The sequence below is a fragment of the Phosphitispora fastidiosa genome (assembly GCF_019008365.1).
Classification (GTDB): Bacteria; Bacillota; Thermincolia; order Thermincolales; family UBA2595; genus Phosphitispora; species Phosphitispora fastidiosa.
Map to the genome: position 1 here is coordinate 1 of NZ_JAHHUL010000013.1, position 23,262 is coordinate 23,262.

Here is a 23,262-nt window from a genome sequence, read left to right on the forward strand (position 1 = left end):
AAGTGCAGGTGGGAACCGGTACTCCGCCCCGTTGAGCCAACCAAGCCAATAAGGTCTCCTCTGCCTACTTCCTGACCCACAGAAACCTTTATGCTGGAAAGATGAGCATATCTGGTCACCAAGCCATTGCTGTGTCTTAAGGTAACCATTTTGCCGTAAGAACCCTGCCACCCAGCCGAAGTTACTTTACCTGACTCGGCAGCGCCAACCGGCTGACCGGTTGTTCCGTTGATATCAAGACCTGTATGGGTCCCACTGCCCCGCTTTCCGTAACGGGAGGTAATCTGACCCCTGATAGGCCAACCCAAGGTGCCGCTGCCCCCACGGGAAGCTACCACCACTCTGGATCCCTTAATAACAACCTTGTCCTTTGCTTCCTTTAATACCTTTTCCTGAAGGACTTCTTTGGATACGATATCACCATTTCTCATTACAACCTTGTAAGTTACTTCTTTTAAGCCGTTTTCACCGTTGGTTTTAACCTTCTGTGAACCGCGCCATAAATCTTTGTTGGTTTCCACAACAACTTTAAAAGGAACTGTTTCCTCTAATGTAAGTTCTCCGGTTGCCTCAACATTTATCAAAGGTTCGATAGCTACAAGATTCAATTCCTGTCCTATATCAAGGTGTTCTCCATCAAGGGAGGGATTAGCTTTAAGAAGGTCTTCCACATGAGTGTCATTTTTCCGGGCAATTGTCCATAAAGAATCCCCTTCTTCAACAACGTGCACCTTTTTTTCTTCTTTTCCTTCAGTTATCAGCTGCAGGGCCTCTTCCCGGGACATCACATCATTAAGGGAAACGGGGATGTTAACCATTTCAATCTTTTCCTTGAAACCAATATTTCCCACTTTAATGTCCCCATTTGAATATGAACCCCTGAGTTCCTGCAGGATGCCTTCAGCGTCTTTTTCATCATGAACAACAGCCACAGTCTGACCGTCTGCCTTGATAGCAGTTGCCACTGCCACAAAATTCAGTTTCTGGTCAAAGATGCTTTTTAGTTCTGCTGCCTCGTCAACCTGATATCTTTTGGCCTCAGTGTCCTTGAAGGTCACTGTCTGAGTTAAATCTACCCTGCGTTTCCACTCAGCAGTCTTCGCCTTTTTCATAGATGATAATAATTTTTCGGCTTCAGCCCGGTCACTGACATATGATATGTTCTTACCATCAATGAGTACTGCATACGCAGGTACGGCAGAGAATTCATAAACAAATACCCCGCCTGATATCAGTACAAATACAGCAATCGCCGCAGTTTTAAGATTGAAGCGGTTTCTGTTATTAAAAAAATGTGCAAGGGAAATTTCGGTTGGCCTCAAACCGGAAACAAATTGTAACAATCTGTTTTGGGTGATATTTTTCAGTGGTGTGTTGTTTTTCTGTAAAACACTGTTTTGAACGGCGCTATTTCTGCTTTCCTTTAATTGATGATATTTCTGTTTAAGGGCTTTAGTCCTACTGGCATGATTATTAGCTAATCGTGTTACAACATCAGTTAACGTAATTTTTCTGGAACGGAGTCTTTGAAAGGCGGTATCGATACTGTTCTTTACCACATCAAACAATGCTGCAAGCTTCATGTTGTTTGACTTCATACATGCTCCTTTCTGAACAAGAATCCCTTTGGATTAACAGAGCTCTTACGACAAGCAGAGTTTCTACCCCAACCTGACATTAGAACTCGTTATCCACGAGCTTAGCCCCGCTTATAACCCGCTTGAAGCAAGCAAGCCTTTAGCGGCGGTCAGTTATCGGATAAAAAAGGACATTCTTCTGTGATGTCCTTTTCATTGGAGAATATTTAAAATATGAGCTTTTAAGCAATTTTTAGCGGCAGTTTTTTTTGGAATAAATCATTTTTTTGGAATAAATCATAATAATTATAACACAGGAAACCTTTACCGTAAACACTAAATTTTCGACAAAATGTATAACCGCCCCAGCAAGGGCGGTTACCGGAGAAACAACGTGTTATTTCAAGCTATTTGAAGCAGATCCGGTTTTAAGGACCTGAATATATATGGCACATTCAAGTCTCTTCTTTTCCAGTTCACAACCAATACCGTAAGGTTCTGTAATGATACCGTTAATAAGTTCGGCATTGGCGTGACATCCCCCGCCGCAGTGAAAACGGGCCCAGCAGCAGCTGCATTTTTCCTTATTATAGATGTGGGCATTCCGGAACTGTTTCACTATATCAAAATTAATTATACCATCAGTGACATTACCAACACGGTACTTTTCTCTCCCCACAAATTGGTGACAGGGATATAAGTTCCCCTCCGGCGAAACGGCCATGTACTCGTGTCCTGCTCCACACCCTGACAGCCTTTTGGGCAGACACGGACCATTATCCAGGTCAAGATTAAAGTGAAAAAACTCAAATTCCCTTTCTGTATTCAGCCTGACTGCATACTCCCGGCACAAGGTCTCATATTCCCCAAAAGCCTCCGGAAGGTCTTCCTCCCTGATTGCCCAGCCATCTGAAGGCAGGCTCACAACCGGTTCCACAGAGACAAACCTGTATCCCGCATCCGCCAGATGCAGGGCATCACAGGAAAAATCAAGGTTATAATGGGTATAAGTTCCCCTGACAATATAATTATCATTATTTCTGCTGTGAATAAACTTAGTAATGTTGGGCTTTATCCGGTCATAACTTCCGCTATTTGCCGGAGTAACTCTCATGTAGTCATTTACTTCAGGCCTGCCATCTAGGCTCAAAACAACACTGATATTCTCCCGGTTTAAAAAATCGGTAATTTCACTGTTCAGGCCGACTGCATTGGTAGTCAGGGTAAACTTTATCTGCTTACCCCGCCGGGCAGCCCGGCTGTTACCATAAGCAACAATTTTCTCAACCGCCCCAATGTTCATAAGAGGCTCCCCACCAAAAAAGTCAACCTCACAGTGTTTACGCCCCGCAGAACTCTCCAGGAGAAAATCAATTGCCTTGCAGCCGGTTTCCGCCGTCATTAACATTCGTTCTCCCCCAAATTGACCACTCCCGGCAAAACAGTATTTGCACCTTAAGTTACAGTCATGAGAGACATTCAGGCACAGTGATTTGACTACCGGTCGGTTGCCATTGCGAAGTGGTAATTGAGCGCTGTAAATGTCATTAGAAAACAAAATGCCCTCATCCACCAGAGCAGTAAATTCCTCCAGCACCTCTGCAACATCTGCAGGCCTATACCTGGCAGAATATTTGTCCATGATCTCCTCATGCTTGATGACTGAAAAATCATCAATTATATCCCAGGCAAGGGAATCAAATACGTGTACCGCTCCGCTGTTAACATCAAGTACAATTTTGGTGCCAAAGAGCTCGAATTTATGTATCTGTCCGGGTTTTCCCTGATGGTCCTGCCCCGATTTCTGAATTATTCCTGTATATTTCATCACCGCTGCCGTCCTCCATTTAAATCTTTGCATTTTATCAAAAAATAACCTCATCCCTAAGGATCAGGTTATTAGTGCCTGGATTATTTAATGCATATCCGTTTCGCTATTTAGCGCATACCTGATTGCCAACTGTACAGGAAGTCTTGCAGGCTGACTGGCATGAAGCCTGGCACTCACCGCAGCCACCCTTCTTCACAGTTGCCTGTAGGTTCATTTTGTTTACAGTTCTGATATGTTTAGCCATATTTAACTTCCTCCTATGTATGGATTGGTATTTTATTATAATTGCAATTGGAGCGGATGACGGGACTCGAACCCGCAACCCTCGGCTTGGGAAGCCGATACTCTACCATTGAGCTACATCCGCATGATAACATGACCAAGCGACGAGTTGTTTTTCGTCCTTTCCGTAAGATTTATTATACGACTTTAGAGATTATTAGTCAAATGGTTAATCTGTGAAAAAAACCACTTTTTTACTAGGGATTATTAATGATTGTTGTGGTATATTGTTTCAGAGCAAGATAAGGATAATAGAGGTTTCTCAACAAAAATGCGGCTTTAATAAAATAAATTTTGCTGTAATTTTTCCAGTTCACATTTTCGGACATTTAAAATTAATTCCAGGTTTATTTTATCTATAAATTTATAACAGTAACTACCCTTTATATAGATTTTGTTCACCTTTCTAAACAAGTTTTTCATTTTTTCTTCACCATTATTCTCTAAGATTTAATTTCTTTTTCAACTTCTTTCCATTTAACGGGAGGTTTTGCATCATATTTAAATCTATCAGCATCATAACAACAGATTACAGTAAAATCCACCCCTGGATATTTTGGCAAGATTTCATTTTTTAACTTTCTTGGTGCTTTAGATCCGTAATTACCAACACCTTTTACATTTTTTACAACGATCTCAACACATTGCTTCTCAGGATTCAGTTCTCTTAGATGCTTGATAATAGCCTCGTAAAATACCTTTTCTGTTTCTCCTTCAACAAAAATTACTATTCCTCTCTTGGGTGGAGGGGTATCTCTCTTTTTCTTCAAAACACTACCCCCCCACATAAGACAGGAGTAAAGAGTTATCTAATTTACTTTCGATCAGTATATTAAAGATATAATCACCAACAGAAATTCCTTCCTCCCTAGCATTCCTTAATATAACTCTATGGGCGGACTTTTTGACCTTTTTAAATTGTCCAATCCCGTCAGAATAAGGTATCCCTAAATAGATGTTCTTCAAGTCTAAATATTGAATTAAATAAGGGGAGTGACTTGTTACTAAAATCCTGCAGTCAGTTATTATTTCGCTAAGAGTAATTATCAACCCTTGAAACAGGTACGGGTGGACACAATTTTCTAATTCTTCAAATGCAATAAGCGATATGTTCTTAATATCGGCAACTATAGCAGAAGTCAACAGAAGAAATATTCTGCGTGAACCATTAGATAAATACTCAATGTTTGTTGTTTGGTTATTTTGCGATTCCTTTACTCTAATCGAATACACAGTATCAACAATCTTGAAAGGCAGGTCATCGGAATCATTTTCCAACCTAAGAACCGCCTTTTCTTCAGATTCGCTGGTCAACTCTGAAGATACTGGTTCGATCATTTCTATATTGGGTACTAAAGATATAAAAGAATTAATCAACAACTCATATTTATCGGGGTAATTCTGTTTTAAGTGAAAAATGACTTTATTAATATTTTGACCAAACTGTTTATTCAAGTCATAAACGCTCTCCCTATTCATCTCAAAAGGAAAGAACTCAAAAGCAAGACTAGTGTCACTGTAATTGTTTAAATCAAACTTAATTTGATTGAGTTCATTAATTATTGCTAAGTAGTATAAGGTGTCATGCTTTTGCAATTTATTAATAATTAATTCGTCGTCATCAATATTAATTTTAGTATTTGTCCGGCCAGTTGTAGAAGATTTATAGAAACCCTCACTCCATTTCCGTGTAATGTACTTGTAATACTTTACATTACCTTCCTCTTTTAATTTAAGTGTCTCGCTCTTAATCCTACACCCTTTATTTTCTGCCTTAATCCATTCAAATGAAAATTCATAGATAACGAATATTTCATGACCACCAAATCTTGTAGAATACTCTATTTCGAAAATAAAATCACGGGAAGCCATCTTTATATTAATTGGTAGATTCTTTTCGCTTTTCATAAGTTTTCTTTTGCTTACACTGGGATACTTGATAAACTTCTGTGCAAAATCAAGACTATCTATAAAATTTGATTTACCATAATTGTTAAGACCAACAAGTGACACAATATCACCAAATTCTATAGTTGTATTATTAATATTTCGAAACCCATCAACTCGTAATTTATTAATCAGCAAGTCCCCACCCCCAAATGATATTCATTTTACCTTTTAGTCAATAATATAATCCAATTATATTATGATTATTCATAAATATGCAATAAGTTTTTTCTTTTACCCATATACTTTCTTTTTTGTTTAGGCCGAATAACTAAAAATTAAATACGGTTTTTCTCTTAAAAACATCCTCGAAGTCATTGACAAGGCTGCGCATTTTTAAATAGGCAAAAGGGCTGCTGAAAACTTCAGCAGCCCTTCAATTTACATAATGGTGACCCCTACGGGATTCGAACCCGTGTTACCGCCGTGAAAGGGCGGTGTCTTAAACCGCTTGACCAAGGGGCCATAAATGGTGAGCCATGCTGGGCTCGAACCAGCGACACCCTGATTAAAAGTCAGGTGCTCTACCAACTGAGCTAATGGCTCGCAATCTATTGGATGTGAGCCGGAAATTGCGTCTCACAGATACATATGTTACTACAAACATAATATCTTGTCAACCGGTTTTTTAAGATTTTAATGTGGTATTAGCCGCCTCAACTGGAGAATCGTGGTATTCGGCATCAGCATCAGCCTCAGGCGGTCTTTCCCTTACAGGTTTTTCCCCCATTCCCGTTAGTACCAAAGAACCCCTGGATGGCATTCTCCTTGAGGCTGACATAATCAGTTTTTCCGCTGCCTAAAAGCGGCAATTCATTAATAACCATAACTTTTGACGGACACCAAAGCATACTGTACCCTTCAGATGCCAGATAATCCCTCATTTCCTGAAGGGAAACCTGTCTCCCGGTAACAAAAAGAATAATTCTCTCGCCCTTCCCTGAATCCGGCAGACTGATGGCCGCATACTGCCCTTCAGGACCAAAACACTTCTCTGCCAATTCCTCTACCAGGTTGAGGCTGACCATTTCCCCGCTTATTTTAGCAAACCGTTTCAGGCGGGACTTAATGGTAATATATCCTCTGGCGTCAACTGTCACGATATCCCCACAGTCGTACCACTCATCCGCCGGAACATAGCCCCGCTCATGTAAAAGATAGCCCTCCATAACATTTGGCCCCCTCACCAGGAGGTTTCCCCCGTCTCTTATACCTTCAACTGCTTCCACCCGATACTCAATTCCGGGGAGAAACCTGCCGACAGCTCCTTTATGATAACAAAGCGGCGTATTCAGCGATAATACCGGAGCCGTTTCAGTACAACCATAGCCTTCCATTATCCTGATGCCGAACTTCTCCAGCCAAAGTGTCCTGACCTCCTCTTTCAACTTCTCTGCTCCTGCAAAAACATAGCGGATAGAATAGAAGTCATAAGGGTGTGCATACTTGCCGTAACTAGCAAGGAATGTGGATGTTCCGAATATTATCGTTGCATTGTTACTATATATCATCTCAGGAATTATTTTGTAGTGAAGCGGTGATGGGTAAAGAAAAACCGGAACTCCTGACAAAATCGGCAGGAATACACCGGCTGTCAGACCAAAGGCATGAAACATTGGCAGGAAATTGAGTATCCTGTCCCTGCCGTGAAAATCTATCACACTGGATACCTGATGAATGTTTGCTGTTATATTGCTGTGTTTGAGGATTACTCCTTTGGGCTTGCTTTCGCTGCCTGATGTAAACAGGATTAAGCGGTGCCTATCTCCTTTATTTCTTCTCTTCCCCGTCCACAGGCTCAACAGACCGGAGATTTTGTCCGTAAGACTTATAGTGGTTCTGACATCTTCAAGATAAATAACCTTACAGCATACATCCAGAGACTCTATCAAGACTTCAAGGTCCGCTTTCTCAACAAATTCTCTTGAAGAGAAAACAGTTTTAATACTTGCTGTCCTTACACAATCAACAACATTTCTGGGACCTGCTGAAAAGTTTATTATTGCCGGGGTTTTGTTTAGGTAAGATAAAGCAAATATCGTGGATACATGGGCTACCGCACTGGGCAGCAGCACCCCAACAGTCTCTTCGGAATCGTTCAAAATACTTTTGAATTTACCTGCCAGTATATATGCAGCCAAAACCAGGTTCCGGTATGACACCTTCTGTTTGAGGTCTTCAACTATACACGTTTTCCAGCCGTATTTCCGCGCAGCCGCGGCGAGTTCATCAAACAGGTTCACATCCTCCTTGAACCTGCTTCTAAACACTGCTTTTTGCATTATGCTCAGCATCCTGTCACTAACCTCACGTTTTTGTTCCTGAAGACTGCTGTGATCATGAAGTTCAAAGCTGACGGGGTCATCCGCATATAAATCAACTTGGGGAAACCACCTGCTCTTTACTTTATCCGTAATTCTCGAAAAATACGAGTATTCGGGACCGTTAATAATCAAAGGATAGATTACCGCACCTGTCTTCAGGGCTATGACGCCTATGCCGTCATATATTTTCATCAAGCCCTTTGTGGTCGTGATGCGCCCTTCCGGAAAAAGCACCACTGGGGTTTCACCATTTACCAAATTAATAATCTGTTTCAATGCATATGGATTCTGGGGATCAATTGTGAGATGATTAACAAACCTGAGGATAAACGAAAACCTGCGGGCGATATCTGTGTTGATAACATAAACGGCTTCTTTGGGAAGAAACAGGTAAAGCAGTACTCCGTCAAGAAACGACGGGTGATTTGGCGTAATGATGACCTTTCCTTCCATTTTGAGTCTGTCAAAATTGATGGTCCTGACCCTGAACAATAGCGCCATAATTTTTTTCAATAAAAGCTTGACTGCAGTTTTCATGTTTTCACACCTACCCTGTAAATCTTATTCAGCCACCCTGTAAATCTTATTCGCTTTTGACCGGAAAGTTCCTTGTATTATGGCTCATATTTTGTCAAAAAAACTCCTGTATACAATGTCATATAACATTATATACAGGAGTTTTTACGATTAGGCCTTTCCAAGAGCATAACACCTGTACCTCTTTAACAGCTCAAGGGTGACCTTTCCGGGCTTTCCGTCTCCCACACGCCCGCTGTCCAATTTCACAACAGGGACCACTTCTGAACCCGAATTGGTGTAGAAAACCTCCTCGGCATTCAAAAGATCTTTCCGGCTGAGGATCGTTTCTTCTACCCGCCACCCCATTTCACATCCTATTTCCATAACCTTCATCCTGGCAATGCCCTCCAGAAGCCCACATGCCGGGGACGGAGTCAACAGGCATTGGTCCCTTACCATAAAGACATTACTTACAGTCCCTTCAGTGACCTGCCCTTTATAGTTAAGCATAAATCCCTCATCCGCACCGGAGCTTACTACCTCCTGCTTTGCCAGGATATTATTTAAGAAATTCAGGGATTTTATGTCCGTTCTTGCAGCTGCTGCCAGATTCCGCGGGGTTTCGACAAATACCGCTTGGGCCCCTTCCCTGTAAAGACGCTCATTGATGTTAATCTCCTTGGAAACAGCAGTTATTGTCGGTTCAGGACAAAGGCGGGGGTCAATACCCACAGGACCCGGACCTCTGGTAACGGTCAGGCGGATATACTGGTTATCCCCATTCAGGGACACCAACCTGGCAAGGACTTCTGTGAGTTCCCCCCGGGACCACGTCATATTTAGCTCCAATTCTTTTGCCGAACTGTACAGCCTGTCCAGGTGTTCGGAAACCATGAAAATGCGGCCATCATATGCCCTCATGGTCTCAAAAATGCCGTCCCCGTAAAGAAACCCATGATCAAAAACAGATATCTTGGCTTCTGCAGCAGGAACAAACTCACCATTCAAATACACCATATCACCCATATGTTATTCTCCCCCGGCAGCTTGTACTTCTTTATTTTCAGGTTTTTTCCGGATTGTTTCCCCGGAAGCTTCCTCAGAAACCTCTTCAGCCACTTCCATTGCCCGCAGCAGGGCCTCAGCTTTTTTCATAGATTCAAAATACTCCCGTTCCGGAATAGAATCAGCTACAATTCCGGCCCCTGCCTGGACATATGCCCAGCCCTCCTGCATTAGAATAGTGCGAATTACAATATTCATTTCAAATTCACCGGCATACCCGAAAAATCCGATGGACCCTGTATAAGGACCCCGCCGGGTTGGTTCGAGTTCTTCGATTATTTCCATAGAACGTATCTTGGGCGCTCCTGTGATAGTGCCTCCCGGAAAACAGGCTCTGAACAGGTCAAACCTGTCCTTACCCTCTTCCATGATGCCCCTGACATTTGATACAATGTGCATAACATGTGAATACTCCTCAATGACCATTAATTCATTTACCTCAACAGAACCATAGCGGCAGACCCTGCCCAGGTCATTTCTCTCCAGGTCAACCAACATAATGTGTTCTGCCCGCTCCTTGGCATCGGAAATCAATTCCTGTGCCAGGGCCAAATCCTCTTCCCTGCTCTCCCCGCGTTTCCGGGTTCCGGCAATGGGCCGGGTGTCAGCCTTGTCACCCGTAAGCCGAACCAGAAGTTCGGGAGAGGAGCTTACAATATGCAGATCACCAAAATCTATAAAGCTCATATACGGGGACGGGTTAATCTGACGCAGCACCTTGTAAAGTAAGAACGGCTCAACATTTGTTTCTTTTCCCAGTCTGAGGGAAAGATTAACCTGAAATATGTCCCCAGCCTTAATATACTCTTTAGCCTTTGCCACCATATCCTCGAACCGCTCCCGAGTTACATTGCAACTTGGCTGAAAATTGTTCTGCAGCACCCTGCCGCTTTTAGAAATCAATATTTCCTCTCCCGAATTCCCGCTTTTTATAGCCTGTGCAATCCGGTTAATCTCTTTTCGTGCCGCCCAGTAAGCCCGCTCCGGGTCTGAAGTACTCCCCGGGTCGGTAGTAACAATAATCTTCATGGTTTTTTTTAAATGGTCAAAACAAATCACTTTGTCAAAAAACATGAAATATGAGTCCGGTACCTGCAGGTCATCTATTGACGTTTCCGGAAGCTTTTCAAAAAACCTTCCCATATCATAGCTGAAATAACCCATAGCCCCTCCCCAAAATTTGGGCAGCCCGGCAAACCTTAAGCCCTGGTACGAATCAACCGTTTTCTGCAGTTCAACATATGGGTCACCGGTTAATGAATGTACTGAACCATCCCGGGAGACTTCCACCCGGCAGCCATAGCTCTTAAAAATACAATGGGGTTCAAATCCCAGAAACGAATATCTGGCCATGTTTTCTGTCCCCTTACCGCTTTCCAGCAGGCAGAGGGGCGCCCCAGCCAGTCCCAGTTTTTCTATCACCGTAACCGGTGTATCACCTGCTAATGGCAGCTCTGTCATCACCGGAACTCTGAGTCCCTTACGGTAATAAGCGCTATACTCCTCTTTTTCCGGAAAAAACATTTTACATTCCCCCTAATAAATGGAAAATAAGTAAATGAAAACAAAAAACCGAATAGGCTAAGCCTATTCGGTGGGATGCCCGCTGAAGCTATTAATATCACACAGCCAGAGGACCAGATCATACCGAAGTCATATGGTAGTATTCGTATTTTAAAATTACTCCACTAGTTTGTCTGTATTTTCTGTCTCTTCCATGCTAACAGATTGTTTTGGCGGTGTCAATAACTAAAACAAGTTATCTAAAATCAAGGTCTGAGACCTGCGGGAACCTACACCAATTATTGCTATCGGTACACCTGTAAGCTGGCTCAGCCTGTTCAGGTAGTTCTGAGCAGCTTCCGGGAGGTCGTCGAATCTGGCCGCATTTGTAATATCTTCCGTCCAGCCTGGCATTTCCTCATATACGGGTTCGCATTCAGCGAGAACCTTCAAGCTGGCAGGGAAATCGCGAATTACCTCATTTCCCCTTTTATAGCCGGTACATATCCTAAGAGTATCCAGACCTGTCAGCACATCCAGTTTGGTTATAGCCATGCTGGTCAACCCACTGGTCCGGGCCGTATACCTGGATATCACCGCATCAAACCACCCGCACCTCCGGGGACGTCCGGTAGTAGTGCCAAATTCATGGCCCTTGGCTGCCAGGTGCTGTCCGGCTTCGTTTTCAAGCTCTGTGGGAAATGGGCCTTCCCCCACTCTGGTGGTATATGCCTTAATTATCCCGATTACCTTATTGATCTCCGTTGGGCCCAGCCCGGCGCCTATGCAGGCTGCTCCTGCGATAGGGTGTGATGAAGTAACATAAGGGTAAGTCCCGTGGTCAAGGTCCAGCAGCGTACCCTGGGCCCCTTCAAAAAGAACATTATCTCCTGCCTGCAGGACATCATATATCAGGATCGAGGTATCGGCTGCGTATTTTCTCAGGCGATCCGCATATGCCGTGTATTCTTCAATAACGGCATCAGCATCGAAGCCCTCAGTGTCATATATTTTGGTAAAAAGCATATTCTTCTCCTCAAGATTGCTTTTGACAAGAGTTGAAAAAACCTCTTTATCCAGAAGATCCACAAACCTGATGCCGACCCTGGCCGCCTTATCCATATATGCCGGGCCAATCCCCCTTTTGGTAGTGCCTATCTTGCCTGCTCCCTTGCCTTCTTCGATTACTTCATCAAGCCTCTTATGATAAGGCATAATAATATGTGCCCTTTCACTTATACGCAGGTTATCAGTATTGATGCCCTTTTCTGCCAGGTACTCCAGTTCTTGAATCAAGACAGCAGGGTCAATGACTACTCCGTTTCCGATAATACAAGTTTTGTCAGCATATAAAATTCCTGACGGTATCAGGTGGAGTTTAAATTCTTTCTCCCCAACCACAACTGTATGGCCGGCATTATTCCCTCCCTGATATCTGACCACAATATCGGCTTTTTCGGCAAGGAAATCGGTTACTTTCCCCTTACCCTCATCTCCCCATTGACCTCCTATTAACACTACTGATGGCATAATGCGAGCACCTCCAAATTATTAATGCCTCCGGCCTGTTCCTCTGGTGTATTCTTCAGGCTGTTTCCTATCAGGCCTCTCTGTTAAGAATTGACCTTGCAGCCACAACTCCGGCAGCAGAAGCCTGGGCCAGACCCCGGGTAACCCCTGCGCCGTCACCTGCAGCAAAAAGATTTTTTATTTTCGTTTCCAGTTCGCCGGTAAGTTCCAGCCTTGAGGAATAGAATTTTACCTCAACCCCATAGAGCAGGGTGTGTTTGGAATAAACCCCCGGCGCTATCACATCAAGAGCCTTAAGCATTTCCACAATGCCCATCAGATGACGGTAGGGGAATACCAGACTTAGGTCTCCCGGAGTAGCATCCTTTAACGTAGGCTCCACCAAGCACTTACTGAGCCTGTCAGCATCTGTCCGCTGACCCTTAATCAAGTCGCCCAGCCGCTGGACGATAACTCCCCCGCCCAAAAGGTTAGCCAGGCTGGCCACATATTTACCGTAAGAGATTGGGTCTTTGAACGGCTCTGTAAAAGTCTTACTGACCAGAATAGCAAAGTTGGTATTTTCGGTTTTTTTATGGGCATGGCTGTGCCCGTTAACGGTTATCAGGCCGCTGTTGTTTTCCGCAACCACTTCACCGTAAGGGTTCATGCAAAAAGTACGGACCTTGTCATCAAAAGATTTGGAAAAATAGATAAACTTAGATTCGTAAATTACCTTGGTCAGGTGTTCCATGACGGCTGCCGGGAGTTCCACCCTCACACCGATGTCCACCGGGTTCACCGCGGTCCTTATTTTATGCTGCTGTGCCTGGTGGGACAACCATTCGGCGCCTTCACGCCCGGGGGCTACGATTACATACTTACCGCTGATTACCTGCCCATCCTCGGTCTCTACCCCGTTAATAACATTATCCTGCGCCAACAGGTTCTTTATACCCAATCCTGTACGGATATCCACTCCCTGAGACAAAAGGTGATCCCTCATCCTTTCAAGTATCTCCTGGCATCTTCCCGTACCAAGGTGGCGTATCGGCGCAGGGATTAGTTTTAGTTCTGCAAAAGCCGCCTTACGTTCAATATCTCTGATGGCATCTTCCTCATGAAGACCGTATACCTTTTCCGGACCTCCAAATTTAACATATATGTTATCTACATAAGACACCATTTCTTCAAGTGATTTTTCCCCTATATAGTTTGCCAGCATTCCGCCAACTTGTGTGGAAAGCGTAATCTTCCCATCACTGAAAGCTCCGGCGCCACCCCAACCACATAAAACCGAACAGGGTGAACAGTTTAGGCACCCGTTACCTGACGTTTTGGAAGGACAGGTCCTATGATCAATATCCCTTCCTTTTTCAACTATAAGAACCTTCGTCTCCGGTTTGGCAGTTAACAGTTCCAGTGCCGCAAAAATCCCGGCAGGCCCTGCACCGACAATAACTACGTCATATTGCTGGCGCTTCGTCATCCTGTCGCCTCCTATCGCTGTAAATACAGTTCCCCTTATAATAAATCCTGCTATACATAAAAATAACCCATACAGATTACTGATGAGTGTACTAGAAAAGCGCGTGTGTTTCGGTTCCCTATGCGCGCGCTTTCACCCGCAAGGGGTGGGCCGCATCCCTAATAAGCTGCGCTTCAAGGGCTGCGCACTCTGTACTACTTTCCTTAGCCTTTTCCACTAATGGGGAAAGATTACGCAATGTGTCTGACTTACACAAAATGCCCAACGATAATATTGTAACAAAGCATACCGGCAATGTCAAAAATTTTTTCAGCAAACAGCACGGGAAACTTACTCCCCGTGCTGTTTATCCAAATTAACAAACTTGGTGTATTCCTTCATAAAGCCCAGGTCAACAGAACCAACGGGACCGTTTCTCTGTTTGGCTACGATAATCTCTGCCTGGCCTTTTTTCTCCGAATCCTCAGGATGATAATATTCATCCCTGTATATAAACATTACTATATCCGCATCCTGCTCCAGGGAGCCACTCTCCCGCAAATCAGACATCATCGGCCTTTTATCCTGCCTCTGTTCCACGGCACGACTTAACTGTGACAGGGCAATAACAGGAGCCTGGATTTCACGGGCCAGCATTTTCATGGAGCGGGAAATATCCGAAATCTCCTGCTGCCTGTTCTCAGTCCTTTTGCGGCCACCCTGCATAAGCTGCAGATAGTCAATGACAATCAGTGACAGACCGTGTTCTGCCTTCAACCTCCTGCATTTGGCCCGCATTTCCATAGGGGTAATTCCCGGAGTATCATCTATGAACAAAGATGCCCTGGCCAGGGGTCCAGCCGCCATAGTCAGCTGCTGCCAGTCCTTGTCGGCAAGCTGGCCGGTCCTTACCTTTTGCTGGTCCACCATGGCTTCGGCACACAGCATCCTGGTAACAAGCTGTTCCCTGGACATCTCCAGACTGAACACGGCTACCGGAAGCTCTTTCCTTAAAGAAGCATACTGGGCAATGTTTAGGCACAACGCTGTTTTTCCCATCGATGGCCTGGCAGCCACTATTACCAGGTCAGAAGGCTGAAAACCGGAGGTCAGCTTGTCCAGATCGGCAAATCCACTGGGAACCCCAGTGATCCCGCCCTTGTTCTGATGCAGGAATTCTATCCGTTCAAAAGTCTCCATAAGGATACTTTTAAGGTGAGCAAAGCCTGACCGGCTTTTACGCTGGGCCAGTTCAAAAATCATTTGTTCCGCCCTATCAAGCAGCGCCTCTGTGTCCTCTTCACCCTCATAACCCATCTGGGTAATTCTTGTGGATACACTGATAAGTCTGCGCAAAAGGCTTTTTTCCAAAACAATCCGCGCATAGTGCTCCACATTTGCCGACGTAGGTACCGAATTGGCTAGTCCGGCGACATAAGAAACCCCGCCCACCTGGTCAAGCTGCCCTGATTGCTTGAGTTCTTCGGAAAGTGTGATCAGGTCAACTGCTTCATTACGGTTAAAAAGGTTGGCTGCAGCTTCAAAAATATGGCCATTGGCATCACGGTAAAAATCGTCAGGCGTTAGAACCTGAACAGCTTTTACCACGGCCTCCTTGTCAATCAGCATCGCCCCGAGCACCGATTGCTCGGCATCCAGGTTCTGTGGTGGGACTTTTTCCAATGGGATACTCATCCTCGCCCACCTCCTTAAGAAAAACTCTCCTGTCTACGGCAGGTAAGGCAATCAAACAACCAGTTGTTGACCGGCATGCTGGAACAGGTGTGCCAGGGCCTCATCAACATTATCTGCAAGAACAACTTCAATACCTTTAAGGTCAACCGGAACATCCTTGCTGTTCTCACCGGGGACGATTACTTTTTTCATGCCCGCCTGCTTGGCCCCGTAAATCTTTTCAAAGACCCCGCCAACCGGTTTCACCCGTCCCTGAATGGAAACTTCCCCGGTGACGGCAATATCCTGGCGAATCGGCTTGTTTTGCAATGCACTCAAAATTGCCGCTGTAATTGCGATTCCGGCAGATGGCCCGTCAATACGGCCTCCACCAATAATATTCACATGTATATCATAGTTTTCGATATCCTCTCCGGAAAGCCTCCGGATTACTGAAGCCGCGTTAAATACGGAATCCTTGGCCATACTTCCGGCAGTATCATTAAACCTGATGGTGCCTTTACCGTCAGATTTGGCCTTAAAAGCTACAGCTTCTATTTCAATAACCGAACCGACAAATCCGGCAACTCCGAGACCAAATATCCGACCGTTCTCATAGTTGGGTGACCCCTTAACCGTAACATATGGAGACAGCCTGCTGACCTGAGCCACTTCAAGAACGTCTTCCATCCGGACTATAACCGGCCCGGCTTGCACCGCTTCGGCATCGCAGTCCACAACCCCATTAGTTTTATACAAAGCCAGTCCATATGATTCAGCAAGGATATTGACAGCCTTCCTGCCTTCTATGGTATATTCACTGATAGCCTCCGAAATCCCCCCGTCCAGAGTGACCTCCAGCTTGGCGGCTGCATTGATGATGATATCTTCTATGTCTTTGGGGGTCAGCGGCTCAAAATATACTTCGGCACAGCGGGAACGGATAGCAGGATTTATATCTGACGGGTCTCTGGTGGTAGCTCCGATAAGAATAAAATCTGCAGGAGCCCCTTCCTCAAAAAGCTTTTTGATATAATGAGGAACATTTGTATCATGAGGGTCATAATAAGCAGAATCAAATGATACCCGCTTGTCTTCAAGTACCTTCAAGAGCTTGTTCTGCAGGACAACATCCAGTTCGCCGATTTCATCAATAAACAGAACTCCTCCATGGGAATCTGTTACCAAGCCGGGCTTTGGTTCAGGAATTCCCGTCTCCGCCAGATCCCGCCTGGCTCCCTGGTAAATTGGGTCATGCACCGAACCCAGAAGAGGGTTGGTTACATCCCTGGGGTCCCATCTTAAAGTAGTTCCGTCAACCTCTATAAAAGGCGCATCCTCTTCAAAAGGAGTTCCCCTTAATTTCTTCGCCACTTTCAGCGCCAGGCGGGCTGCCGTAGTTTTCCCGACCCCCGGAGGCCCGTAAAGAATTATATGCTGTGGGAAGGGGCAGGCCAGTTTGGCCATCAGAGACTTAATAGCTCTATCCTGTCCAATAATCTCTTCAAAAGAATCTGGTCTTAGCGCTTCAATTGCAGACCTGGAAAGCTTTTTCTGTTCCATCTTTTCCAGAATAGCAAGCTTCTTCAGAGTCTGGGCATTTTCAGGCCCGGCATTTTCCTTGATAATCTGCATCTTGATTTCTTTTACATATTCCTCATGGCGCTGCTGCATTCTTTCGGCAATCTTTTTTTCCAGTTTGTCCTCAACAGACCTCCTGGCAATAATATCTGCAATTTCATCTTCGAGATCATCTATAATCTGAGGTATCTCCTCCATAGTGGGGAGCTTGTCAATTGTCGGGTCCTCAAAAACTATTTTTTGCAGCCCCAACACACGCTCCTCAAACAAATCGGAGCGGAGCAGATTAAGCGCTTCCAGCTTGCCTGCTTTTAAAACAACCTTATCTGACCCGTATATGTTTGTCAGCAATCCATAAAGGGCATTGACCTGCCGCTTTAAGTATTCTTCCTCAGTAAACTTTTCGGCCATTTCAGGCTTGTCAGGCCGGGAAATAAACTTATCCAAAAAATTTTTCATGCTGTTTCCCCTTTCATTTCCTGTTTCTGCAACTATTACGGCTATTCTTCCACGACATGTACATCAATTTTTGCCTGAACCTGTGGGTGCAGTTTAGCTGTGACGGGAAACACTCCGAGAGATTTAATAGGACCTTCCAAGTCCATTTTCTTTTTATCTATATCGATTTTATGCTGGGCTTTCAAAGCATCGGAAATATCCTTGCTGGTTATTGACCCAAACAATCTGCCGGCATCGCCAACCTTAGTGGAAATTTTCACCGTCAGTTTGCCCAGCGTTTCAGCAAGCTTCTCTGCTTCTTCAAGTTTCTTTTCCTTTTTGTGGGCCTCAGAGGCTTTTTTCTGCTGCAGGTCTTTCACATGACCCTGAGTAGCCTCCACGGCAAGCTTCCGGGGCAACAGATAGTTTCGTGCATAACCCTCGGCAACCTCAATAATATCACCTTTTGACCCCATTTTTTTGATATCCTGAATCAGTATTACCTTCATGACTACCTCCTCACTCATCCGCTGACTTACGCCACCTTGTGCGGAATGAAACCAGTGGATCAAACAATCCTATGAGAGTAAACAACACCAGCGTTCCACTGAAATTTATAATAGCTATAATAATAAGCAGCGCTTTAGACCATTTTGGTATCTTCCATTTTCGAAAAAAGTACGTGCCTACAGACAGTCCAATGATAAAAAACAGTGGCGAAGAAATAAAAACCATATTCTTTCCGATAGCTGCCACTGCGCCTAGTTTGTAATAGTCCCCGGCAAGGCTCATTACCAGTCCGGCAATCAGAACCCAGACAGAATACCATGGTATCTGCCAACTGCTAAAGGGAGGCAGGCTGTCTATTTTATAATTTAACCTGCGCATTACCCTGACGGCAACTATATATGTGAAAAAAGCCCGAACAACAGCCACAATAGCCAGAGTGCTTGGTATTAGCACCAGAGTAAGCCTGATTGCTGTTTCCACCATAGCACGGGCCTGGTTCATATCCATCCCGAGACCTGTGTAGAGTGAGACAAATTGCTCTACATGTGCCCTGAGTTCCTGCTCTGTAGGAACAATCAGCACATCCATGAGGTAGAAATAACCCAATACCGTAATCAAATCTGAAATGATGGAAACAACCACTCCGACTACAAGAGTAGTTCCCGGTGATTTCTTATATTTAAACAACATGGCATATGCTGCTGCCAAAGGGGCCAGTTCCATAAGTAAAATTAGTGTCATAACAGGTCCTGCGATCAGAGCTGTAATAAAAAAAGTTGCCCCAACTGTAAGGAGACCGGTTCTGAGATCATACCTCTTTGTAATAACAATTATCGGAATCCCCCAGATAAAATCAACCAGGAACTTAACAGGCAAAAACCAAATGGCTAGAGCCCCGATAACCGCTGTAATTAAAGCCATAAAAGCTCCTTCTACAAGCGGGCTCAGCCTCTGCTGCTCAGTCAATTATTTCACCTCTTTTTTGTCACCTTTGTACCTGAGCAATGCCGTCAGGTCCCCGTACCAATCTTCTAATTCGTGCTGTTCTCTGATAGCTTTTCTTATTTTGCTTTCTACCCTTATGTCAAGTTGAGCAAAACTTACACCCAGCCTGCGAGCCATCACATAAACAGTCATAACCATGCTTGCCAAGGCGTCTTCAACGGCTTCCTGGCTGTTTTTCATCATCGCTTTGAACAAAGCAGCAACAGCAGTTACCAGTTCCGTTTTCAGCCATTCGATAACCCTAATGTTTTTGGCAATGTCGATTCCCTGGTTAATTAAGGGCATACCAAGACCCCCTTTTTGATATTCTGCTAACTATTCTGCAAACACTTTTGGTTTTCCTTCAAAGATACCGAATCAATTTATTCCAGACCAGTATCTTCAACCCTAATAGTCAGGAAGGGGAGCACCAGGTGCTCCCCTTAAACATCCATGTTTTATTATTCTGCAGTAAATGGCAGTAAAGCCATATGACGCGCCCTCTTAATAGCTATGGTAAGCTGGCGCTGATGTTTGGCACAGTTTCCAGAGATACGGCGCGGCAGGATTTTGCCGCGTTCTGTAACGTATTTTTTAAGCTTTCCGCCATCTTTATAATCAATAGCTTGGACCTTATCTATACAGAATGAACAGACCCTTTTCCGGGGTCTTCTGCCTCGGTCACGTTTCATTTTATCCCTCCTAAGGCTAAAAGTGACAATCGATTGTCAATAAGTTTCTTAAAACGGTATGTCATCATCAGAAAAATCAATTTCTTTGCCCATAATACCGGAACTAGCTGAACCAGCCGAACTAGCTGAGCTGCTGGCTGAGCTATCCCTGGGGCTTAAAAAGCGCACCGTATCAGCTACTACCTCGGTAACCCAGCGGCGCTGACCGTCCTGTCCCTCGAAGGTACGAATTTGAAGCCGACCGTCCACCGCTGCCAATTTTCCCTTTGCAAGATAGTTAGCACAGTTTTCAGCCTGGGTTCCCCATACGACTATGCTGATGAAGTCTGCTTCACGTTCGCCCTGCTGGTTTTTAAAGGGCCTATCAACTGCCAGGGTAAACCCGGCAACTGCCTTGCCATTTGGCGTATACCTCAACTCGGGGTCCTTTGTTAACCTGCCGATAAGTACAATACGGTTTAACACGAAAAAATACCCCCTTGGCCGTTCTATCCGGTCTCTGCAAATATCCCGGAAATTAATCTTCTTCACGAAGAATCATAAACTTAACAATTTCGTCTGTAATGCGGAAAACACGGTCTAACTCTGATGCGGTTTCAGGTACACCATTGAACTTCATCAAGACATAATACCCTTCCCGGTTATGCTTGATTTCGTATGCGAGTTTGCGTTTTCCCCACTTATCGAGGCTGGCAACTTCTCCACCATTGTTTTCAATCAGGCTCTTAAATTTTTCGATAACAGCTTCTGTTTGTTCTTCTTCCAACGTTTTGATAATGTACAACACCTCATAAGCTCGCATAGCTATTCACCTCCTCCCTGCGGACTAGCGGCCCCACCATTAAAAGTGGAGCAGGGCTGTAAAACGAGACCTCAGGGGCCTCGATGCACTATTATATCACATTAGTCGGATGATGGCAAGAATTAACGATTTTTAAAACTCTTCCGGTAAGTTAACTGTTAGACCCGGGGAATCTGAAGTGATACTTTATTGGACTGGGCCAGTCCAAAAGCATATCGTTTTCCCGGGGACAAGGGCCGCCATTATGTATCAGCAGGGGGACCCCGTCCTCTCTTCTGGTATCGGAAACAATACCAATATGCCACAGCGGCGGGCCATATACAACTATGTCCCCACCCTGCCACTGGATAAGGTTTTCATGGTCATAGTGCCTGATTTCGGTTGTCAGACTATCGGCATGCCGTTCAAAAAAAGAAACCAGGTTGGGTACTCTTCTGAAATCAATATTGGGGTCAGGTCTGCCTTCTACTCTTGGGTAAGCCCTGGGGTTTCTGCGGATATCCTCATCGACCATATCCTTGAGGTTGTAACCGGCATCTTTGAAAGCCCGCCAGATTACATCAGTACAAACCCCTTCATTCTCGGGAGGATAACCCCCGCTGTAATACGCGCTGGTATAACCCGGTCCTCTCTCCACTTCTGCCCTGCCGCCGGCAACTATGTCCTCAAGGTCATCAAGGCCGTCATTATCCGTATCTTTTTCTGAAAATATCCGTTCTATATCCACTTGCTCCCTTACCGGCCTTTCATCTTGAGCCGGGAAATTTCCCGAATCATTTCCCCCATTACCCGGTGGCGGTAACCCGCTGCCTGCTTGGGACACACACCCGGCAAAGATTCCGCTGCCTATAAAAAAAACAACTGCCAGGCTTAAAAACAAGGCATTTCTTTTCACTTATGGCACCACATTTCTTGCTATTTACTCTTGCATTTTTACCGTTTTCCATTACCATTGCTATTACCATTTTATCACTGAAGCAAGACTATGAACAGGCTATACGGTAATATATACTGCCTCAAATACCTGCTAAAAGGCTTTCTCCTCGAACAGTTGCAGGAATTTGTCGTTTACTGTCGAATAACATATTCTATCCAGTTGTTGGAATAATTGCCAAAGGGGGGATTTATCTATGTCCGCCAATCCATATATGCGAACTATTGCCAAAGGCACCGTGCTCTTCCTGGAAAAGGCTCCCGGACACGAGATGTTTATTGTATTGAAAGGTTCTGTGGAACTAAGCACCATATCCAACAAGCGAAAAGTAATCCTTACCCACATCCCACAGGGAGGCTTTTTCGGGGAAATGTCCCTCCTGGGAGGAGAACACCGGGGATATTCAGCCATAGCTTCCGACAATTCCGTCCTGCTCATCATTAACAGGGATAATTTTGATGAAATTGCCGCTACCAATCCCCAGCTTATCTTCCGCATTATGCAGGGCTTATCCGCACGTATCAGCGATTTAACTAGCCGTCTCAAGAATGCAGGCATTACCGGGTATTCGCTTTGGGGGCAGGAACATGACAAAGATTCGGACAGAAATGCCGATACTCCGCCCGATGATGAGAAATCTGTGCCCGGAGACGCTGACACTGCCAGAGGACCGTCAACAACAGAAACTTCCCCGGTTTTTGGAGTCGGAAAACTGAACAGTGATAAGGCTGTTGCCCGCGACAACCCCGCTGTTGTCGAACAATATACCTTTAATAAAAAAGTAAAATGCCCGGTATGTAACAATAATTTTGAAACCCTTACCATCAGGGACAGTCGGCTGAAACAGGTTGACAGAACAGAAGAACTAAGGGTGCTTTATGAAGATATAGACCCATTAAAATATAATATATGGATGTGTCCCGAGTGTTTTTATGCCATGCGGAGAACGGAATTTGACAAACTTAACGGTATTCAGAAACAGAAACTGGCCAACCTAACCGAACAACGCAAATCCCGATTCACTCCAAATTTTAAGAAAATATATACCCGGGGTTTTGCCATTAATGCTTACCTGATTTCAATTGACTGCTGTGACGGGTTTATTAAAAGCGAAGGTATTGATGAAAGAATTGCCGGCATGTGGTTAAATGTTGCCTGGCTCTATGATGATATGGATGAGCCTGACAAGGCTGGGGAAGCCCGGAAGAATGCACTGGAAAAGTTCAAGCTTGCCTATATGTCAGGCCACAGGTCTGAGGGACAGGACCAGAAGATAGAGTATCTGGTAGGTCGGCTGGCTTTTGGCCAGGGTAATGTCAAGGAAGCTAGGGAATACTGGTTCAGGGCTAACAGTCGGCGGAACGGGGTCCCACTTCTCAAAGAATTAGCCCGGGACGGGCTTGATATGTTAAAAGAGGTGGAACAGGAAAAAGAAAGTACTTGATGGGTACCCCATAATTAATGGGAGATATTCTGTAAAATAACAAATTATAAGAGGGGCAGATAGATTCCTCCACGACGGCAACAATTCCGCTTGGTCCCCAATTCGTTACCGTCGTCTCACACTAAAAACCAGCGTGAGACTCCGACGAATCGGGGAGGCCCCTGACCGGCTCCCGCAT

The 23,262-nt window shown here is 44.7% G+C and carries 20 protein-coding genes and 3 tRNA genes; 1 reads left to right on the forward strand and 22 read right to left on the reverse strand.

The features are described from left to right. The 22 genes from Ga0451573_RS12055 to Ga0451573_RS12160 all read right to left on the reverse strand — a co-directional run. On the reverse strand, window positions 1-1,598 hold a 1,598-nt coding region (locus tag Ga0451573_RS12055), incomplete at its 3' end, for a peptidoglycan DD-metalloendopeptidase family protein (protein ID WP_231684386.1). A 376-nt stretch (window positions 1,599-1,974) separates the two neighbouring features. After that, the gene (gene scfB / locus Ga0451573_RS12060) at window positions 1,975-3,405 is read right to left on the reverse strand and encodes a thioether cross-link-forming SCIFF peptide maturase (RefSeq protein WP_231684486.1); all 1,431 of its coding nucleotides are present in this window, start codon (window positions 3,403-3,405) and stop codon (window positions 1,975-1,977) included. Between the two features lie 106 nt (window positions 3,406-3,511). Next, complete coding sequence (gene scfA, locus Ga0451573_RS12065) at window positions 3,512-3,652, reverse strand: six-cysteine ranthipeptide SCIFF (RefSeq protein WP_231684387.1); 141 nt, start codon at window positions 3,650-3,652, stop codon at window positions 3,512-3,514. A 48-nt stretch (window positions 3,653-3,700) separates the two neighbouring features. After that, window positions 3,701-3,775 (reverse strand) — tRNA-Gly (locus Ga0451573_RS12070). 358 nt (window positions 3,776-4,133) lie between these two features. After that, a complete protein-coding gene (locus Ga0451573_RS12075; protein ID WP_231684388.1) occupies window positions 4,134-4,460 on the reverse strand; it encodes a TOPRIM nucleotidyl transferase/hydrolase domain-containing protein in 327 nt (108 codons plus the stop codon). Window positions 4,461-4,464: 4 nt separating this feature from the next. Then, window positions 4,465-5,775: an AAA family ATPase gene (locus tag Ga0451573_RS12080; RefSeq protein WP_231684389.1), complete on the reverse strand. Its 1,311-nt coding sequence runs from the start codon at window positions 5,773-5,775 to the stop codon at window positions 4,465-4,467. A 251-nt stretch (window positions 5,776-6,026) separates the two neighbouring features. Beyond that, window positions 6,027-6,102, reverse strand: a tRNA-Glu gene (locus Ga0451573_RS12085). 5 nt (window positions 6,103-6,107) lie between these two features. After that, a tRNA-Lys gene (locus Ga0451573_RS12090) sits at window positions 6,108-6,183 on the reverse strand. Window positions 6,184-6,332: 149 nt separating this feature from the next. After that, window positions 6,333-8,498 (reverse strand): AMP-binding protein, encoded by a 2,166-nt coding sequence (locus tag Ga0451573_RS12095; RefSeq protein WP_231684390.1) that lies wholly within the window; start codon window positions 8,496-8,498, stop codon window positions 6,333-6,335. A 150-nt stretch (window positions 8,499-8,648) separates the two neighbouring features. Next, window positions 8,649-9,506, reverse strand: coding sequence for an aminotransferase class IV (locus tag Ga0451573_RS12100; RefSeq protein ID WP_231684391.1), 858 nt, complete (start codon window positions 9,504-9,506; stop codon window positions 8,649-8,651). A 3-nt stretch (window positions 9,507-9,509) separates the two neighbouring features. After that, window positions 9,510-11,069: an anthranilate synthase component I gene (trpE, locus tag Ga0451573_RS12105; RefSeq protein ID WP_231684392.1), complete on the reverse strand. Its 1,560-nt coding sequence runs from the start codon at window positions 11,067-11,069 to the stop codon at window positions 9,510-9,512. A 225-nt stretch (window positions 11,070-11,294) separates the two neighbouring features. Further along, window positions 11,295-12,578 carry an adenylosuccinate synthase gene (locus Ga0451573_RS12110; RefSeq protein ID WP_231684393.1) on the reverse strand — a complete coding sequence of 428 codons (1,284 nt, stop codon included), beginning with the start codon at window positions 12,576-12,578 and terminating at the stop codon, window positions 11,295-11,297. Between the two features lie 70 nt (window positions 12,579-12,648). After that, a complete protein-coding gene (locus tag Ga0451573_RS12115; protein WP_231684394.1) occupies window positions 12,649-14,046 on the reverse strand; it encodes an NAD(P)/FAD-dependent oxidoreductase in 1,398 nt (465 codons plus the stop codon). A gap of 330 nt (window positions 14,047-14,376) precedes the next feature. Beyond that, window positions 14,377-15,720 carry a replicative DNA helicase gene (gene dnaB, locus Ga0451573_RS12120; protein WP_231684395.1) on the reverse strand — a complete coding sequence of 448 codons (1,344 nt, stop codon included), beginning with the start codon at window positions 15,718-15,720 and terminating at the stop codon, window positions 14,377-14,379. Between the two features lie 51 nt (window positions 15,721-15,771). Then, complete coding sequence (gene lonC, locus Ga0451573_RS12125) at window positions 15,772-17,739, reverse strand: Lon family ATP-dependent protease (RefSeq protein ID WP_231684396.1); 1,968 nt, start codon at window positions 17,737-17,739, stop codon at window positions 15,772-15,774. Window positions 17,740-17,780: 41 nt separating this feature from the next. After that, entirely contained in the window at window positions 17,781-18,227 is a 447-nt protein-coding gene (gene rplI, locus Ga0451573_RS12130; RefSeq protein WP_231684397.1) for a 50S ribosomal protein L9, read from the reverse strand. A gap of 10 nt (window positions 18,228-18,237) precedes the next feature. Continuing rightward, entirely contained in the window at window positions 18,238-19,194 is a 957-nt protein-coding gene (locus Ga0451573_RS12135) for a YybS family protein (RefSeq protein WP_231684398.1), read from the reverse strand. After that, window positions 19,195-19,518, reverse strand: coding sequence for a MazG-like family protein (locus Ga0451573_RS12140; protein ID WP_231684399.1), 324 nt, complete (start codon window positions 19,516-19,518; stop codon window positions 19,195-19,197). It lies immediately after the preceding gene. 155 nt (window positions 19,519-19,673) lie between these two features. After that, window positions 19,674-19,904, reverse strand: coding sequence for a 30S ribosomal protein S18 (gene rpsR / locus Ga0451573_RS12145; RefSeq protein WP_231684400.1), 231 nt, complete (start codon window positions 19,902-19,904; stop codon window positions 19,674-19,676). Window positions 19,905-19,952: 48 nt separating this feature from the next. After that, window positions 19,953-20,369 (reverse strand): single-stranded DNA-binding protein, encoded by a 417-nt coding sequence (ssb, locus tag Ga0451573_RS12150; RefSeq protein ID WP_231684401.1) that lies wholly within the window; start codon window positions 20,367-20,369, stop codon window positions 19,953-19,955. A gap of 52 nt (window positions 20,370-20,421) precedes the next feature. Beyond that, the gene (gene rpsF, locus Ga0451573_RS12155) at window positions 20,422-20,706 is read right to left on the reverse strand and encodes a 30S ribosomal protein S6 (protein WP_231684402.1); all 285 of its coding nucleotides are present in this window, start codon (window positions 20,704-20,706) and stop codon (window positions 20,422-20,424) included. A gap of 151 nt (window positions 20,707-20,857) precedes the next feature. Then, window positions 20,858-21,601 (reverse strand): DUF1287 domain-containing protein, encoded by a 744-nt coding sequence (locus Ga0451573_RS12160; RefSeq protein ID WP_231684403.1) that lies wholly within the window; start codon window positions 21,599-21,601, stop codon window positions 20,858-20,860. Between the two features lie 235 nt (window positions 21,602-21,836). Here Ga0451573_RS12160 and Ga0451573_RS12165 point away from each other — a divergent pair, with 235 nt between their 5' ends. Beyond that, window positions 21,837-23,084, forward strand: coding sequence for a DUF2225 domain-containing protein (locus Ga0451573_RS12165; RefSeq protein WP_231684404.1), 1,248 nt, complete (start codon window positions 21,837-21,839; stop codon window positions 23,082-23,084). Window positions 23,085-23,262 lie beyond the last annotated feature (178 nt).

Coding starts and splice junctions, on each gene's coding strand:
- scfB (WP_231684486.1), bottom strand. CDS start 3,405: ATGAAATATACAGGAATAATTCAGAAATCGGGGCAGGACCATCAGGGA.
- scfA (WP_231684387.1), bottom strand. CDS start 3,652: ATGGCTAAACATATCAGAACTGTAAACAAAATGAACCTACAGGCAACT.
- Ga0451573_RS12095 (WP_231684390.1), bottom strand. CDS start 8,498: ATGAAAACTGCAGTCAAGCTTTTATTGAAAAAAATTATGGCGCTATTG.
- Ga0451573_RS12100 (WP_231684391.1), bottom strand. CDS start 9,506: ATGGGTGATATGGTGTATTTGAATGGTGAGTTTGTTCCTGCTGCAGAA.
- trpE (WP_231684392.1), bottom strand. CDS start 11,069: ATGTTTTTTCCGGAAAAAGAGGAGTATAGCGCTTATTACCGTAAGGGA.
- Ga0451573_RS12110 (WP_231684393.1), bottom strand. CDS start 12,578: ATGCCATCAGTAGTGTTAATAGGAGGTCAATGGGGAGATGAGGGTAAG.
- Ga0451573_RS12115 (WP_231684394.1), bottom strand. CDS start 14,046: ATGACGAAGCGCCAGCAATATGACGTAGTTATTGTCGGTGCAGGGCCT.
- dnaB (WP_231684395.1), bottom strand. CDS start 15,720: ATGAGTATCCCATTGGAAAAAGTCCCACCACAGAACCTGGATGCCGAG.
- lonC (WP_231684396.1), bottom strand. CDS start 17,739: ATGAAAAATTTTTTGGATAAGTTTATTTCCCGGCCTGACAAGCCTGAA.
- rplI (WP_231684397.1), bottom strand. CDS start 18,227: ATGAAGGTAATACTGATTCAGGATATCAAAAAAATGGGGTCAAAAGGT.
- Ga0451573_RS12140 (WP_231684399.1), bottom strand. CDS start 19,518: ATGCCCTTAATTAACCAGGGAATCGACATTGCCAAAAACATTAGGGTT.
- rpsR (WP_231684400.1), bottom strand. CDS start 19,904: ATGAAACGTGACCGAGGCAGAAGACCCCGGAAAAGGGTCTGTTCATTC.
- rpsF (WP_231684402.1), bottom strand. CDS start 20,706: ATGCGAGCTTATGAGGTGTTGTACATTATCAAAACGTTGGAAGAAGAA.
- Ga0451573_RS12165 (WP_231684404.1), top strand. CDS start 21,837: ATGTCCGCCAATCCATATATGCGAACTATTGCCAAAGGCACCGTGCTC.